At 44.9% G+C, this 17,224-nt stretch carries 17 protein-coding genes; all 17 read right to left on the bottom strand.

Annotated elements, in window-relative coordinates:
- Window positions 1–42 precede the first annotated feature (42 nt).
- The 17 genes from AC3WU2_RS03625 to rbfA all read right to left on the bottom strand — a co-directional run bounded on the left by AC3WU2_RS03625 (window position 43) and on the right by rbfA (window position 17,210).
- A complete protein-coding gene (locus tag AC3WU2_RS03625; RefSeq protein ID WP_492452178.1) occupies window positions 43–273 on the bottom strand; it encodes a YlzJ-like family protein in 231 nt (76 codons plus the stop codon).
- 14 nt (window positions 274–287) lie between these two features.
- Window positions 288–1,058, bottom strand: coding sequence for a ClpP family protease (locus AC3WU2_RS03620; RefSeq protein WP_492451335.1), 771 nt, complete (start codon window positions 1,056–1,058; stop codon window positions 288–290).
- 176 nt (window positions 1,059–1,234) lie between these two features.
- Window positions 1,235–2,911, bottom strand: a complete 1,677-nt coding sequence (locus AC3WU2_RS03615; protein ID WP_314586211.1) for a ribonuclease J — start codon at window positions 2,909–2,911, stop codon at window positions 1,235–1,237.
- A gap of 318 nt (window positions 2,912–3,229) precedes the next feature.
- Entirely contained in the window at window positions 3,230–4,096 is an 867-nt protein-coding gene (dapA, locus tag AC3WU2_RS03610) for a 4-hydroxy-tetrahydrodipicolinate synthase (RefSeq protein ID WP_492451333.1), read from the bottom strand.
- A 53-nt stretch (window positions 4,097–4,149) separates the two neighbouring features.
- The gene (gene dapG, locus AC3WU2_RS03605) at window positions 4,150–5,367 is read right to left on the bottom strand and encodes an aspartate kinase (protein ID WP_314586208.1); all 1,218 of its coding nucleotides are present in this window, start codon (window positions 5,365–5,367) and stop codon (window positions 4,150–4,152) included.
- Window positions 5,368–5,418: 51 nt separating this feature from the next.
- Window positions 5,419–6,456 (bottom strand): aspartate-semialdehyde dehydrogenase, encoded by a 1,038-nt coding sequence (locus AC3WU2_RS03600; RefSeq protein WP_018757900.1) that lies wholly within the window; start codon window positions 6,454–6,456, stop codon window positions 5,419–5,421.
- Window positions 6,457–6,521: 65 nt separating this feature from the next.
- Entirely contained in the window at window positions 6,522–7,118 is a 597-nt protein-coding gene (locus AC3WU2_RS03595) for a dipicolinate synthase subunit B (RefSeq protein WP_492451330.1), read from the bottom strand.
- Window positions 7,115–8,014 carry a dipicolinate synthase subunit DpsA gene (gene dpsA / locus AC3WU2_RS03590; RefSeq protein WP_492452176.1) on the bottom strand — a complete coding sequence of 300 codons (900 nt, stop codon included), beginning with the start codon at window positions 8,012–8,014 and terminating at the stop codon, window positions 7,115–7,117. The genes AC3WU2_RS03595 and dpsA overlap by 4 nt, the downstream gene beginning before the upstream one ends.
- A gap of 183 nt (window positions 8,015–8,197) precedes the next feature.
- Window positions 8,198–8,677, bottom strand: a complete 480-nt coding sequence (dut, locus tag AC3WU2_RS03585) for a dUTP diphosphatase (protein ID WP_492451328.1) — start codon at window positions 8,675–8,677, stop codon at window positions 8,198–8,200.
- 6 nt (window positions 8,678–8,683) lie between these two features.
- Window positions 8,684–9,934 (bottom strand): M16 family metallopeptidase, encoded by a 1,251-nt coding sequence (locus AC3WU2_RS03580; protein WP_492451326.1) that lies wholly within the window; start codon window positions 9,932–9,934, stop codon window positions 8,684–8,686.
- Between the two features lie 258 nt (window positions 9,935–10,192).
- Entirely contained in the window at window positions 10,193–11,185 is a 993-nt protein-coding gene (locus AC3WU2_RS03575; RefSeq protein ID WP_492451324.1) for a polysaccharide deacetylase family protein, read from the bottom strand.
- 119 nt (window positions 11,186–11,304) lie between these two features.
- Window positions 11,305–13,407: a polyribonucleotide nucleotidyltransferase gene (pnp, locus tag AC3WU2_RS03570; protein ID WP_492451322.1), complete on the bottom strand. Its 2,103-nt coding sequence runs from the start codon at window positions 13,405–13,407 to the stop codon at window positions 11,305–11,307.
- Window positions 13,408–13,543: 136 nt separating this feature from the next.
- Window positions 13,544–13,813: a 30S ribosomal protein S15 gene (gene rpsO / locus AC3WU2_RS03565; protein ID WP_018757893.1), complete on the bottom strand. Its 270-nt coding sequence runs from the start codon at window positions 13,811–13,813 to the stop codon at window positions 13,544–13,546.
- Window positions 13,814–13,953: 140 nt separating this feature from the next.
- Window positions 13,954–14,898 (bottom strand): bifunctional riboflavin kinase/FAD synthetase, encoded by a 945-nt coding sequence (locus AC3WU2_RS03560; protein WP_492451320.1) that lies wholly within the window; start codon window positions 14,896–14,898, stop codon window positions 13,954–13,956.
- A 53-nt stretch (window positions 14,899–14,951) separates the two neighbouring features.
- Window positions 14,952–15,866 carry a tRNA pseudouridine(55) synthase TruB gene (gene truB, locus AC3WU2_RS03555; protein WP_492451318.1) on the bottom strand — a complete coding sequence of 305 codons (915 nt, stop codon included), beginning with the start codon at window positions 15,864–15,866 and terminating at the stop codon, window positions 14,952–14,954.
- Window positions 15,863–16,858, bottom strand: a complete 996-nt coding sequence (locus tag AC3WU2_RS03550) for a DHH family phosphoesterase (protein ID WP_492452174.1) — start codon at window positions 16,856–16,858, stop codon at window positions 15,863–15,865. The genes truB and AC3WU2_RS03550 overlap by 4 nt, the downstream gene beginning before the upstream one ends.
- 4 nt (window positions 16,859–16,862) lie before the next feature.
- Window positions 16,863–17,210 carry a 30S ribosome-binding factor RbfA gene (rbfA, locus tag AC3WU2_RS03545; protein WP_018757889.1) on the bottom strand — a complete coding sequence of 116 codons (348 nt, stop codon included), beginning with the start codon at window positions 17,208–17,210 and terminating at the stop codon, window positions 16,863–16,865.
- Window positions 17,211–17,224 lie beyond the last annotated feature (14 nt).

The following is a 17,224-nucleotide window of genomic DNA, read 5'->3' as shown; positions in this document are numbered from 1 at the left end:
ATTTCATTATAGCATATATCTGGGGATGTTCCTATCCTGTTCCTATCGCGTGTCCCAATTAGTTCTTGGAGGAATTGCTGGATGATACTGGATGAGTTGACCGGGGGCATAGGCTGGATTTAGATATGCTTGAAGAGGGCATCTTAGCAGGCGAACAATGGTCCCTGAAGTTGTATTTAGTGGCGCAACTTGCATGAGAACCCCATCGATTTCAATCTCCATATCGGCTTGTCGAGGTTGGTCCACGCCACTTAGAACGAGCTCAATTGGCATGTTGGTATATATGGTCATTGTATCGGCGATCTCCCCTCACTGGACATGGCTTGACGTTTCGCTTCAATCAATTGATTCAATTTCTGAATCGCTTCACCAACGCCGCCAATCGCATCAATCAGTCCATACTTCACTGCATCAGGCCCGACAACAGAGGTCCCAATATCGCGATTGAGTTCTCCCGTCTTGAACATTAATTCCTTGAATTTCTCTTCTTTGATTCTTGAATGTGAGGTGACGAACCGAACCACCCGTTCTTGCATTTTGTCCAAGTACTCAAAGGTCTGCGGAACACCAATAACAAGCCCATTTAAGCGAATAGGATGAATCGTCATTGTTGCCGACTCTGCAATAATGGAATAGTTGGAGGAGACGGCGATCGGAACGCCAATACTATGCCCTCCGCCTAAGACGACGGTTACTGTCGGCTTTGATAGGGATGCGATCATCTCCGCAATGGCAAGCCCTGCCTCCACGTCCCCGCCAACGGTATTTAAGACGATTAAGACCCCTTCAATGGATCGACTTTGTTCTGCAGCGACGATTTGTGGGATCACATGTTCATACTTCGTCGTTTTATTCTGCGGCGGTAGGACCAAGTGGCCTTCAATCTGGCCGATAATCGACATGCAAAAGATATTGTCTTCCGCACTTGGTGTTGTCATTTGACCCAATTGGTTAATCGTCTGTACAGCTGGGGGGGCTTGATTATTCGTGTTTGGTGCTTCTGCGGGTTGTCCCGGCTCCTGCGCATTTGAAAACCCTGAGTCGTTCATATAAGTCATGATCTGCATCATCCTTCCTAGACTGTGATCGCATCCCATAGTATGGTGCAGTATCCATCATTCAATACAAAAGATGTGACGAATACGTCTAGAAAAGAAAGAACTATTTGTGGTGAAAGCATACATTCCTAAATAAAAAAGAGCCGCAATCGCGGCTCTTCTCGAACATGCTAATATTATACTTCCATGATGATCGGCAAAATCATCGGTCTACGACGTGTTTGCTCATATAGGAAACGACCAAGCGCATCTTTGACATTCGTCTTCAATGACGCCCATTCGTTAACATTCTCATTCATCAATTTATGAAGTGTATTCGTTACAATACGGTTCGCTTCATCCAAAAGCCCTTCGGATTCACGCACATAGACAAATCCTCTAGAGATAATATCTGGTCCGGATAGGATTGTTCCGTCTTGCTTGCTTAGCGTAACAACAACGACGAGGATACCATCCTGCGAGAGTAACTTACGATCTCTCAATACGATATTACCAACGTCACCTACACCTAATCCGTCAATAAGAACATTGCCTGATGGTACTTTACCCGCTTTACGAGCAGTACCGCCTTGAATTTCAATGGTCTCACCAATATCAACGATGAAGATATTCTCGCTCTCGATTCCTACTTGCTCCCCGAGCAATGCATGTTGGCGAAGCATACGATATTCACCGTGAATTGGAATGAAGTATTTCGGCTTAATCAAATTCAACATCAGTTTCAATTCTTCTTGGCTACCGTGACCTGATACGTGAACACCTGTAGTCGATCCGCCATAGATAACGTGAGCGCCAAGTCGGAACAATTCGTCTACAGTTCGTCCAACATATTTCTCGTTACCTGGAATTGGCGTTGCTGCGATGATTACTGTATCGCCTGGCAAAATATCAATCTTACGATGCGTATTCCGCGCCATCCGCGTTAGAGCTGACATCGGCTCGCCTTGACTGCCTGTTGATAAAATAACAACACGATCGGCTGCCATTTTGTTCACTTCTTCCGGCTCAATCAACATACCATCTGGGATATGCAAGTAGCCTAATTCCGAAGCAATCGTGACGACATTGACCATACTGCGACCAATAACCGTTAACTTCCGGTTCGTTGCAACAGCGGCATCAATAACTTGTTGTACACGATGAATATTCGATGCAAATGTCGCAACGACGACACGCTGCTGTGCTTTGCGGAAAATGTCCTCCAGGTTCTTCCCTACATTGCTCTCCGAAGGCGTGAATCCTGGACGTTCTGCATTTGTACTATCCGATAAGAGGGCAATAACACCCTTCTGACCGATTTCTGCCATACGATGTAAATCTGCATATTGACCATTGACTGGGGTATGATCAAATTTGAAGTCACCTGTATGTACTACTGTGCCTTCCGGTGTCTCAAGGCATACGCCGACTGAATCTGGAATACTATGATTCGTACGGAAGAAGCTTGCTTGAATGCTGCCCATTTGAACGATAGAATCTGCATTGATCAGGATTCGCTTCGTTTCACCTAACAGATTCGCTTCTTTTAGTTTGCTCTCAATTAGACCAAGTGTGAGTTTGGTACCGTAAATCGGTACATTTAAATGCTTCAATACATACGGCAATCCACCAATGTGGTCTTCATGACCGTGAGTTACAAGAATCCCGCGTACTTTATCGCGGTTCTCTGTTAAGTAAGAGATATCTGGAATAACAATGTCAATTCCGAGCATATCTTCCTCAGGGAACTTTAAGCCGGCATCTACGACAACAATATCATTACCATATTGTACGACGTACATGTTCTTGCCAATTTCACCAACGCCCCCAAGCGCAAAAATCGTTATTTTATCCGTGTTGTTCTTTTTCGACAAGTGAATCTAACCCTCCTATAATTATCCGCAGGAAATTAACCCTTCGGAACAACTTTCATAATCATCCGAAGATCATCCGATAACATATTCTCTTATCCGGACAAAATCCAAAAGTAAAACTTTCTAAAGAAAACGATTCCGTTGCCCATAATGGACGATATAAGCGTTTTCTAAAAAATACCGCACCCAGTCACTTTTTATCATTATACATGATTAATTTAGGAAAACACAAGTCACACATTCTTCACCCTATTCTCCCCGAAATAGAAAAACCGATGCGAAAAGGCTCGCATCGGCTTGGTTGTGCACTTTATGATATTAATTATTCAGTAAATTTTGAATAAATAAAGCCTCCGCTTCGGAAGGTGCTACGAGCGGTAAACGAACGCCGCCAACAGAAAGCCCACGAAGTCCTAACGCATATTTCACAGCAACAGGATTCGGGCATTCAAAAAGACCCTTGAACATCGGGAAACTCTGCTGATGAAGTTCAGCCGCATGCTTGACATCCCCTTGCAAATAAGCCTCGATCATCGATTTCATCGTTGAACCGATAATATGGCTGGAGACACTCACAATACCGTACCCACCGATAGCTAACGTCGCCAGCGTCATCGAATCATCGCCGGAATAGACCTTGAAATGGGCTGGCGCTGCCGTAGCAATGACTGTTAATTGTTCAAGGCTCGCACAATCCTTGGTACCGACGATGTTCGGGATTTGTGCAAGCCTTAGCGTCGTCTCGACACTAAGATTAATTACACTGCGTCCTGGAATGTTATAGAGAAGTACCGGTAACTTGGTCGCTTCCGCCATAGCTTTGAAATGCTGGAACAATCCTTCTTGACTAGGCTTGTTGTAGTAAGGCGTCACGGCAAGAATGCCGTCAACTCCCTCCTCTTCAGCAAGTTTCGTAAGATGCACAGAATGACGCGTATCATTGCTGCCCGTACCCGCAATAATCTTGGCGCGCCCATTCGATTGCTTCACAGCAAATCGAAATAACGCAAGCTTCTCCTCGTCGGATAACGTTGGAGATTCTCCCGTTGTACCACACACCACGAGACTGTCACTGCGTTGTTCTTCAATCAAATAATCGATTAATTTAGCGGTCTGGCCCCAATCGATTTCCTGCTGCTCGTCGAACGGGGTTACCATCGCCGTAATAAGTCTGCCGAAGTCCACGTTGTCCCCTCCTTATTTCCAATATGGTTAACTACTTTTCAATAAGAGGCGTACTATAAGTGCAGTTCGAATTTCGTGTGTAATGCTCTTAATGCTCGAACCATATCTTCATTTCGGACAAGTACCCAAATCGTTGTATTGGAGTCGGCAGATTGCAGAATTTGAATTTCTTGTTCCGTGAGAGCCTCGACAATATGTGCCATAATGCCCGGAACACCATTCATGCCGCCGCCAATGACAGATACTTTCGCACAGCCTGATAAAGTCTTTGGTTCAAAGCCCATCTCATATAATACAGAGATCGCACGTTCTGATGCATCATCAAATACCGTATAAACTGCACCTGAAGGCGTTACGTTAATGAAATCTACACTAATATGGTGCTGCGCCATCGCTTTAAACACTTGAAGTTGAAGGTCGATCGGTCCTCCGTGCGACTCCACTGTAATTTGTGTGACATTCGCCACATAAGCAATGCCTGTCACGAAACGATCCACGATTCCATGCGAATGATCGTTGAAGCTGTCCGGATGCGTAACAAGGGTTCCCTCTTCTTCAGAGAACGTCGAACGTACGCGAACAGGAACTTGTGCTTGCATAGCAATTTCAACAGCACGCGGATGAATAACTTTAGCCCCATGATGCGCCATATTACAAATCTCGGCATAACTAACGATAGTTAGCGGCTTTGCATCTTCCACAAGACGTGGATCAGCCGTTAGAATGCCATTCACATCGGTATAAATATCGACGATTTCTGCATGCAGTGCGGCTCCTAATGCTGTGGCTGATGTATCACTGCCTCCGCGTCCAAGCGTTGTGAAATCACCTGATTCCGTCTGCCCCTGGAAGCCTGTCACAATGACAACCTTGTTCTCCTTCAGCAGTTCGAGCACCCGGTTCGGACGCACTTCTAGGATGCGAGCATTCCCAAATTGAGAATCCGTCACAAATCCAGCTTGAGATCCTGTTAATGCAACAGCAGGAATCTCTTGCTCATTAAGTATGCTGCACAACGTTGCTGCAGAGATAATCTCTCCGCAGCTCATGAGAAGATCCTTCTCCCGTGCTGGCAGCATGTTTCCATTTTGATGTATCCAGTCTAAAAGGGTATCCGTTGCATACGGATCCCCTTTTCTACCCATCGCCGATACAACGACAACTAGGTGATAGCCCTGTGCCAGTTCACGACGTATATGACGAATAACATGTTCCCTTGCTAGAGACGATGATAAGGAAGTGCCTCCGAATTTTTGTACTAAGATGCGCATTGCAATTCCCCCAAATCCATTCAAGACAGTTGATAACACAGTATATGTGGATTATTGTTCGATGGCGATAAATTCTGCGATTTGAACCGCATTCCACGCCGCACCCTTCATCAGGTTGTCAGAGACAATCCACATATTTAATCCACGTGTATGGCCAAGATCACGGCGCAAACGGCCAACGAACACGTCCGGTTTACCTGCTGCTTCGGTTGCTAACGGATATTGTTGATTCGCAGGGTCATCCACGAGTGTAATGCCAGGCGCATTCTCCATTAGTTTTCTTACGTCTTCCAATTCATACTCATTCTTAAGCTCAACGTAAACCGATTCAGAATGGCCGTATACGACTGGAACCCGTACACAAGTTGCCGTTACTTCAATGGACTCGTCGTCCATGATCTTCTTCGTCTCACGAACCATCTTCATTTCTTCCAATGTATATCCATTGTCTTGGAATTTATCAATTTGCGGAATGACATTAAATGCGATCTGATGCTTCACTGGCAAAGCGCCGACTGGCAGGATCTGAGGTTCAACCTCACGTCCAGCAAGAACCTCGCTCGATTGACGAACCATCTCATCAATAGCGCGTGCACCCGCTCCGGATACCGCTTGATATGTCGACACGATAATGCGCGAAATCCCATAACGATCTTGTAATGGCTTCAGTGCTGCAACCATTTGAATGGTAGAACAGTTCGGATTCGCAATAATTCCTTTATGTTCATTAATAGCATCGATATTAACTTCAGGTACAACAAGCGGAGTATCTGGGTCCATACGGAATGCATTGGTATTATCAATACAGATTGCGCCACGTTCTACTGCTGCTGGTGCAAGCGCCTTACTTACATCACCACCTGCGCTGAATAGAGCAATTTCTACGCCTTCAAAACTCTCAGGCTTCGCTTCTTCCACAACAATTTCTTGCCCTTTAAATGTAACCTTCGTTCCTGCTGAACGAGCAGAAGATAACAATTTCAATTGATTAATGGGGAAATTTCTCTTCTCAAGCAGTCCAATAATTTGTTCCCCTACAGCTCCTGTTGCGCCTACGACAGCAACGTTAAATAATTTCTGATTCGACATCTGGCAGCTCTCCCCTTAGCAATATCTATTAACTTATTACGGTCTGATAAACCGTATCTGCTAACTTATACATAGTTAAAGCGTTCAATAATCATTGGTTGCAGCTGTCGACCCTCGATCGCGGCTTCACAAGCCTCTACAATCAAATCCATTCTAGCAACGAGAGAATTAGGCTTCTGCTGTGGATTATCTTGACCGAACGGCACAAAATAGATGCTCTTCGCATTGATAAGCTTCGCGATATTCGCTGCATTCAGTCCGAGTCCATCATTCGTTGAAATTGCAAGTACAACCGGCTTCTGATTCCGCATTTGAGCCTTAGCTGCCATCAACACAGCACTGTCCGTCTGCGCATTTGCTAGTTTACTCGTTGTATTCCCCGTACATGGGGCAATAACAACAACATCCAGCAGCTTCGATGGTCCAAGCGGTTCAGCCTCAACAATTGTAGAAATAATATCATTACCCGTAATATCTTTCAACTGTTTTTGCCAATTTTCCGATGTGCCAAAACGGGTGTCTGTCGTCATAATTGTATTCGTTACAATTGGAACGACCTTCGCACCCAAGTCTATAAATCTCTGAATTTGCGGCATCACTTCCGCAAATGTACAATGTGATCCACTTAAAGCATAGCCTACCGTTTTCCCATGCCAATTCATGCTTGATTCCCCCGTTCTTGCACCTGTTCCGTAATCAACTGATTCAGAATGCCTGCCATAATACGTCCAGCTGTCTTAGGGGCTACAATACCGGGTAAACCGGGTGCTAACAATGCCTTGACACCGCGCTTCTCTGCGAAGCGAAAATCCGTGCCGCCAGGGCTTGAAGCAAGGTCAATAATGACCGCCCGATTGGGAATATTCGCAATAATTTGTGCTGTGACTATCATAGTCGGAATCGTATTAAAAAGCAAGTCAATGTTGGCGACCTGAGTCGCTAGATCCTTGATATAGAAGGGCTCAAAGCCAAGCTCGAATGCTCTCGCAAAGTGCTCGCTCCTGCGAACTCCCATCTTTACTTTTGCCCCTAGAGCCTGTAACGACCTCGCCATCGTTAACCCTGTTCTCCCTAGTCCTAAGACGATGCACTGCGAACCATGAATCGTAATATCCGTGTTCTGGATCGCCATCATCAGGGCACCTTCAGCTGTTGGGATAGAATTATAAATGGCAACATCATCACGATCAAATAACTCTACGAGCTTAATCTGATGTTTCGCACATAATTCTCGCAAGTAAGGCTTCGCCATCCCTGTATAGACACAGCTTGATTTTGGCAGCAGCGCAACTTGTTTTTCCGTAAGCTTCAGCTCTTCCGAAGTAAATATCGCATTAATTATTCCTCGATCATCTGTACCAACAGCAGGCAGTATAAGCGCATCTGTCGTCTCGAATAATGAGTCGTTAAGCCCTGACCTTACCACACCGTGAAATGAGTTTTGTAATTGATCAAAACCAACGATTGTGACGGAAGCGTCGAGCTCTGCCAGCTGGCGGATGATTTCTAATTGCCGCGCATCACCGCCAATTAAGACAACTTGAACGCCTGTAAGCATTTTGCTGTTCACTCCTTAGACACCACTGATATATAAAATATAGTATGCCTGTGCCTAGAAAGGGTGCACATTAAATAACGCGACAAATCGTGCTTTGACTTCGATGTGATTAAAGTACTCTGCGAGGGATCCCGAACACTAAAAAAGCCGATCTCTCTGTATTAGAGAAATCGGCATCTTGTCTTATTTCGTACCTGTATGACCAAATCCACCCGCTCCGCGAACGGTATCGGATAAAGACTCAACCTTCAGTAGACGGACTTGCGGAACTTCCTGAATCACCATTTGAGCAATTCGTTCATGCCGTTCAATCGTGAATGGTTCTTGACCTAGGTTGACCAAGAGAACCTTCACTTCTCCCCGATAATCAGCATCAATTGTACCTGGCGAATTCAGGCATGTAATGCCATGTTTGTAAGCTAAGCCGCTACGTGGACGAATCTGCGCTTCGAGCTGTGCCGGCATTGCCATAGCAAAGCCTGTAGGCACAAGCACACGCTGCCCTGGTGCGATCACAAGAGGCACTGTCACGGCTGCATATAAGTCAAATCCCGCTGCAAGCTCCGACATCTTCGTGGGTAAGGATACATCTTCATTTCCTGGGAGCTGTTTAATTTCTACATCATAAATCAATTTTTTTCCCTCCGTAACATCATCAAGCATATTCGATTACTTCTTTAATTGACGATTGATTTGGTTCAACGCCTTATCCGAATTACCTACCATCGCAACGGCAAACGGCACAGCGACCATCTGGTGAAGCAGCGACTCGATATCTTGGAACGTAACCGCTTCAATTCGTTCAATCATTTCATCCAGTGTAAAATGACGTCCTAACATCAATTCGTTTTTGCCTAGACGATTCATTCGACTTGACGTACTCTCTAGACTAAGAATCAGACTTCCTTTCAACTGTTCCTTGCCTTTGGAGAATTCCGATTCCGTCAGCCCTTGAGCTACAACTTCGTTCATGACTTCCATCGTTAAATCCAAGACTTCCTTCGTCTGCTTCGGTGCTGTACCTGCATAAATCGTGAACAAACCTGTATCCACATAGGAGCTGTGATAGGAATAAACCGAGTAAGCTAATCCCCGCTTCTCCCGAATTTCTTGGAATAGTCGTGAGCTCATTCCGCCACCAATCGCATTATTCAGAATAACCATTCCGTATAATCGCGGATCCGAACTGGAGCAACCTGGCATGGAGAGACAAATATGGTTCTGTTCTGTTTTCTTCTTATGATAGATCACTTGTCCGTCAAAATTCGGCGCTTCGAGCTGCTGCTCCATCCCATGGACAGTAAAGTGACCGAAATGCTTCTCTAGGAGCGCGAGAGTCTGATCGTTAATGTTGCCCGCAACACTGATTACGGTATTCTCGATCGTATAATGCTCCTGCATATATTGACGAAGGTCATCAGAAGTCATGGCTCTAAGCCGCTCTTCTGTCCCCAATATCGAGTAGGATAATGGATGATCTCCTAGAGCAGCACGCGATACGGAATCATGAACCATATCATCAGGCGTATCATCATACATCGCAATTTCTTCAAGAATCACGTTCTTCTCTTTGTCCATGTCCTCCGTATCAAATTTCGAAGCGAAGAACATGTCTGCGAGGACATCCACCGCGATCGGCAAATGTTCATCGAGAACTTTAGCATAATAGCACGTATATTCCTTCGATGTAAATGCATTAACATTGCCGCCAATGGCATCGAATGTCTCTGCAATTTCCTTCGCGGTGTACCGATCTGTCCCTTTGAAGAGCATATGTTCTATAAAATGCGAAATCCCGTTGTTCGCCACTTGCTCGTTCCGGGAACCTGTTCGAACCCAGATGCCGAAGGAGACTGAACGGAAGGTCGGAATTTGCTCCATAACGACGCGGAGGCCGTTGCTTAGTGTTGTTTTGATCATGTATATCCTCCTCAAAGTTTTGTCACAAAATCTTAGAATAATTTCAAAATATAAATAGCCCCTAAAGCGGGAGAATGAAGTCTCGGAAGAGTTTACGTCCGCCCTTTGGGAGCCCTTTTCACCCCTCTCATCCAATCATAAGAAAAGGGCGGACAAGAGCGGCTGGAGAGAATTCATCTCACGTGAACCCGGGCATTTATGTTTTGGTATTTCTAATTTTGCCGAACAAAACTGACTCCTCTAATCGTACCAAAAATATTACGGTCCCTCAACCTTCGCATTCTTCACTCTGGTGGTCGATACCATCTCATCGATCGTACCTAGCGTGTATCCTCGCTCTTTAATGACACGTATCATCCCTTTAAGAGCGCCACTCGACGATGCTGTCGGATGCATTAGGATGAGTGAACCCGCTTCAACCTTTCGACTAATCTTCTCGACCACGGAACTCGATGTTGGCTTCTTCCAATCAACCGTATCCAGTGTCCATAACACGGTTTTTAATTTGAGACTGTGCGCAATGCGTACCGTCTCCGCATCAAAATCACCGGATGGCGGTGCAAACCATTTATTCTCGACGCCAAGCTTTTCCTTAAGCAGCTTCTGCGTCTTCGCAATTTCTTGCGTCGCTTCATATTCATTTAACTTACTCATATCCTTATGCGAATAAGCATGATTCTCGAGTTGATGTCCGCGCCGCTGAATCTCCTTCGCCATATCGACATGCGAATCGAGCCACTTCCCATCGAAGAAAAAAGTCGCTTTCACCTGTTCAGCATCTAATGTATCTAGCATTGGCCCAATAAACTCATCGCCCCAAGCAACGTTAATCATTAACGATACCATCGGTTTCTCCGGGTTACCCCGATACATCGGATTTGCTGGCAAGTCATCCAAACTCTTCGTTGGCGTCAATTCCTTGTATACAAACTTAATTGGATCGCCTTCGGTGGATGCATGATTTAATTGATAGGTCTTCTCGACATCTACTTCAATCCCATTATATCCGGGAATCAGCTTCCATACTCGATCAATTCGAGGCTCTATTGGTGGTACGCGACGTTGATCGGCTTCTTGCAATATCCGTTTCATGAGTGCATCAGAAGCGTCGGTTTTGAACCATTCAAAAGCGTTCGTCGTAGGCTGCGTGCCTCTCCATACGGCGATCGTCTCCCGATACCCCGTCCATTCTGCAAGTAGCAGAAAAATGATGAAGCTGCTTATGATCATAAATAGTTTCTTGCGCATCATCGACAATTCGTCCCCTCGACTAATTTGTCCTAATCTATGAGTTAGCAAGGGGGAATATGTCCAATTAGACAAAAAAAGAAACAGATCATCTCTGTCTCTTCGTTGTTATAAAAATTTGTTTAAGCTTGTTCTGCAGCTTCTGCCGTTAAAATAGCTTTACGGGACAAGTTGACACGACCTTGTTGATCAATTTCAGTGACTTTAACAGTAATTGTGTCACCAATTGCAATGACATCCTCAACTTTCGCAACGCGCTCTGTGGAAAGTTGTGAAATGTGCACAAGGCCATCTTTGCCAGGAAGAATCTCTACGAATGCACCGAACTTCTCAATCCGTTTGACCGTTCCTAGATAGATTTCGCCGACAACCACTTCTCTTACAATACCTTCAATGATCGAACGAGCTTTCTCATTCATCTCGGCATTGGAAGAAGCGATAAATACGCGACCGTCTTGCTCAATATCAATTTTTACGCCAGTCTCTTCAATGATCTTATTGATGATCTTACCACCCGCACCAATTACATCACGAATCTTATCTGGATTGATATGCATGGTCATAATTTTCGGTGCATATGGCGACAAGCTTTCTTTCGGTTGACCAATAACCTCTAACATTTTAGATAAGATATGCATACGTCCTTCTCTTGCTTGTTTTAACGCATCCGCAAGAATTTGACGATCAATTCCATCAATTTTGATGTCCATTTGAATCGCAGTTACGCCTTGAGCTGTTCCTGCAACTTTAAAGTCCATATCGCCGAGGTGGTCTTCCATACCTTGAATATCAGAAAGAATGGATACATGCTCCCCATCTTTAATGAGACCCATTGCAATACCAGCTACTGGTGCTTTGATCGGAACCCCAGCATCCATCATTGCAAGTGTACTCGCACAAATACTCGCTTGCGAAGTCGAACCATTGGATTCGATAACTTCCGATACAAGACGAATCGTGTATGGGAATTCAGCCTCAGAAGGAATAACTTTGGACAACGCACGCTCTCCTAGGGCACCATGTCCAATCTCACGACGGCCTGGAGGACGAAGAGGTCTTGCTTCCCCAACGCTGAATGGTGGGAAGTTGTAATGATGCATGAATCGTTTGGTCTCTTCTAAACCGATACCATCCAAAATTTGAACATCGCCCAATGCACCAAGTGTACATACGCTTAATGCCTGTGTCTGTCCACGTGTGAACAATCCTGTTCCATGTGTACGTGGAAGAATATTAATATCACAAGAAATTGGACGGATTTCTTCCAATTTACGACCGTCTGGTCTTACTTTATCATGTGTAATCAAACGACGAACTTCTTCTTTAACGATGTCATGAAGAATTTCCTTCACATCATCCATAAGCTCGTCCTGTTCAATATATTGTCCTTCAAAATGTGCGATTGCCTCAGCACTAATCGCATCAATCGCATCTTGACGCGCATGTTTCTCCGCAATTTTAACGGCTTCCACAAGGCGTTCTTGGGCAAATGCACGAACTTCTGCATTGACAGTCTCATTGACCGTATGCAATTTTACTGCCATTTTCTCTTTACCAGCTTGCGCGACGAAATCATTAATTACAGCAACGATTTTCTTGATTTCATCATGTCCGAACATGATGGCTTCAAGCATAACTTCTTCCGCTACTTCATTCGCTTCCGCCTCAACCATCATGATCGCATCCTTCGTGCCTGCTACCACGACATGAAGATCACTCTTCTCTTCTTCGGCTACCGTTGGGTTAATGATGAACTGACCGTCAACACGACCAACAATAACGCCACCAATCGGTCCGTTAAATGGAACATCAGAAATACTGAGCGAAGCAGATGTACCAATCATCGCAGCAATCTCAGGAGAGCAATCTTGATCCACACTCATTACGAGATTTACGATTTGTACATCATTACGGAATCCTTCTGGGAATAACGGACGAATCGGTCGATCCGTTAGACGACTGGATAGAATTGCTTTTTCACTTGGTCTTCCTTCACGTTTAATGAATCCGCCTGGAATTTTACCAACCGCATACAGACGCTCTTCATAATTGACCGTTAACGGAAAAAAGTCCAAATCTTTAGGTTCGGACGAAGCTGTGACTGTACATAGAACGACAGTGTCACCGTATTGTACTTTAACCGCAGCATTTGCTTGCTTGGCCAGGACACCCGTTTCAAGAATCAACGATCTTCCGCCCAACTGCAATTCAACACGTTTTAACATGAAACCCCTCCTTATTTCTTTCATCATTTTGTATGTATTACTATTATTATTTCCTTTTTTATAAAAAGCAACCCGGTTGCACCCGCACGGCATCGAAGCGCATGCGGTGAACAACCAGGCTGCAGTTTGTCGTATATTAGCGACGAAGTCCTAGCTTTTCGATTAAAGCACTGTAACGTCTAACATCCTTGTTTTTCAAATAAGCAAGAAGTTTACGACGTTGACCTACCATTTTCAAAAGACCGCGACGTGAGTGGTGATCTTTCTTATGCGTACGCAAGTGGTCTGTCAAGTTCTTAATGTTTTCTGTTAGGACAGCAACTTGCACCTCAGGGCTACCTGTATCAGTTGCATGTTTTTTGTGTTCCTCAATCAGTTGCGTTTTGCGTTCTTGAGTTAAAGCCATCCTATTCACCTCCTTCAATATAATCGCCATTAGCCTCGTCAACGATGGTGAGACGTATAACCAAGCTAAGGTTAATGATGTTGTCCGATTAGACAACAACGTTATTCAGTATATCACACTCGATATAGGAATGTAAATGTCTACTTTGAAGCTAGAATCGCTCTCGCTGTATCTGCGTCACGATGAATCTGTGCGATTAATTCTTGGACCGAGCTAAAGCGCTGCTCCGGGCGAATATATTCGATAAATTCAATACGAACTTGTTCCCCATAGATATCCTCGTTGAAATCGAACAAATGCGCTTCAAGCGTCTGCTTCATCCCATCTTTATGGAAGGTTGGCTTGACTCCGATATTCATGACACCATCATACTTCTTCTCAGCAAGATAGACCTGAATAGCATATACCCCATTGCATGGAATTAAGTACGCATCGGTTGGGTCAACATTGGCCGTCGGATATCCAATCGTGTTGCCCCGACCTTCACCTGCAATCACGGTTCCATGAACGGTATAAGGTCGACCAAGGAGTCTATTAGCTTCCTCCACTTCGCCCTCACTTAAGTGCTTGCGAATTAATGTACTGCTCACCTTCAGACCCGATAGCAACCAAGGCTGAATCACATCGACAGTCATCTGACCTTTGCCAAGCTCCCGTAACATTTCTGGATTTCCCTCGCCCTTATAGCCAAAAGCATAGTCAAATCCTACCACAGCATGTTTGACTTCAAGTGCAGTAAGGAATTCTTCAACAAAAGTTGTCGGAGATATATGAGAAAAGGCCTCATCAAAACGCACAACAAATAGCTGATCTACACCTAGGCGTGCCATAACTTCAAGCTTCTCACTGAGCGGCGTGATATAGTTACTGTGCTTTTCTTTACGCAATACTTCACGCGGCTTTGGGTGGAATGTCATGACCGAAGCAGGAATGCCATGTGCTCTAGCATAAGCAACGGCTCCACCAATCACCTGTTGATGTCCAAGATGAACGCCATCGAAATAACCAAGGGCCATCGCTTGCGGTCTACGGAATTGTTCCATTTGCTCTGGTGTGAGCGGATAAGATATTGTAATTTTTTTCACGTTAATCAACACCTGCAATTCTCATCATCAGAATTTGCTACAATGCAAGCCATTTACGGTAAGAACACTTTGACCGGTCTTATGAATGTCTCATCTGGCTTTCTCTCGAAGATACCATAAAATTGTCCTTCTGGCGAGTACAAACGAATACATCCAGGTACACCCACGACTGGAGATACCGCTATGCCGGATATTTTCTGACCTTGAACAGCTTGATATGCTTTATCCGCAGCAATGGTGTGCGCGGGTAAATGGGATACCGATACATCCATCGGAATGAGATGCTCTTGCAGACTACCTTGCTGTTTGTATTCCGCAATTTGTTCGAGCGTAAGACCATGTTCTCTCGTCATATTGGCAGACATCGTTCGCACAAGCGAAGCCATTGTTGCCGGTACACCTAATGCTTTCCCTATATCGACACATAGCGTGCGAATATAAGTACCTTTGGAACATAGGACGCGGAAGTGAACTTCTGGCTCAGATCCTTGAAGCCGAATCTGCAGCACCTCAATCTTGTAGATCGTGACCTCTCTCGATTTACGCTCCACGACTTTACCTTCACGAGCAAGCTCGTATAATCGCTTCCCGTCCACCTTTACTGCTGAATACATCGGCGGAACCTGCTCAATCGTACCGACGAACGATTGAATGACTTCTTGGACCTGCTCCACTGTTACTTCAACCGGATCCAGACGTTCGATAACTTCTCCCGTCAAGTCTTCAGTGTCTGTCGCGATCCCAAGGCGGAGAACGGCTTCATACTCCTTAGGAAGTTCTTGAAGATACTCAACTAATCGCGTAGCTCGTCCTAAGCACAACGGCAATACACCTGTCACCGCAGGATCTAAGGTGCCCGTGTGGCCAATTCGCTTCATACGAATCAGCCCACGCACCTTTGCAACGACATCATGCGATGTCCAGCCTGCCGGCTTCAATACGGGTAAAATTCCATCAAGATCTATCATAATTGCTGCCTCACTCGTTCTACAACTTGATTTATCACATCATTCAAATTCCCTTCGATTCTGCATCCTGCCGCACGGACATGACCGCCACCGCCAAAAGATTGAGCGATTTCAGCTACGTTCACATGCTCATTCGAACGAAGGCTAACTTTGACTGCTACATTGCTTACTTGCTTGAACATAATCCCAACATCCACGCCTTCAATGTTACGCGGGTAATTCACCAAACCTTCTAGATCCTCATTAACAGCACCCGTCTCCGACATATCTTCTGGTGTCACATAAATATAACCCACACGATTAGCATCGGTAAAAGTCAATCTGGATAACGCTTTCGTTAAAAGGAGCATTTGTGCCATTGACATCTTCTCTAGCAAATGATCGGCAAGCTGATGTCCATTCACACCATACGTTAAAAGCAGAGATACAATCTCCATAACACGAGGTGTTGTATTCGCATAGCGGAACCCACCTGTATCCGTTAGAATCCCGGTATACAATGCCGTAGCAATCTGGGCATCCCACACAATACCGAATTGATTCATGAGATCGAATAGGATTTCTGCTGTTGCTGCAGCATCTGCCTTGATCAAATTCACCGTACCAAAGCTGTCATTGGTCGGATGATGGTCAATATTTAAGAGGAATCGATCTTCTGTAAAGAGCTGCTGTACTTTACCGGTTCTTGAGAAATCTGCGCAATCTACACAAATAACCGTGCTAAAAGTACGGTTTGGTGGTGCAAGTGTATAATTATGTATTTCATTCGCGGACCACAAGAAGTCTAATCGGCTTGGAATAGCCCCTTCATTGATCATCGTGAATTTCTTACCCAGGTGTGACAATAACCAACCGATCGCGACGGTTGAACTGGCAGCATCACCGTCCGGTTGGACATGTGATACTACCAGAAAATCGTCATGATGATTGATGAAGTTGTATGCAGCTTGAAGCTCTTCTGCATACAACGAATCGTTAGAATTCAACTTCATCATTTTACTCTCCATCTTGAATTTCACCGAGGATCTTTTCAATTCGACTACCGTACTCAATCGAGGAATCGAATTTAAAGATTAACACCGGGGTGTGACGAAGGCGGACTCTTTTCCCTAATTCAGATCGAAGATATCCATTAGCTTTCGCCAACGCTTTTAACGTATTTGATTTTTGTTCATCGTCACCAAGTACACTCAGGTATACTGTAGCTTGCGATAAATCATTTGTAACTTCAACCCCAGTCACGGTCACGAAACCGATCCGGGGGTCTTTTAACTCCGATTGGATCATTTGGCTGAGTTCCTTTTTCAGTTGCTCGCCAACACGTCCTACACGAATTTTAGCCATGGGTGTGTCACCTC

It is taken from the genome of Paenibacillus sp. EB106-05-06-XG162 (assembly GCF_058791655.1).
This window is presented reverse-complemented; position numbering and strand designations above follow the sequence as displayed.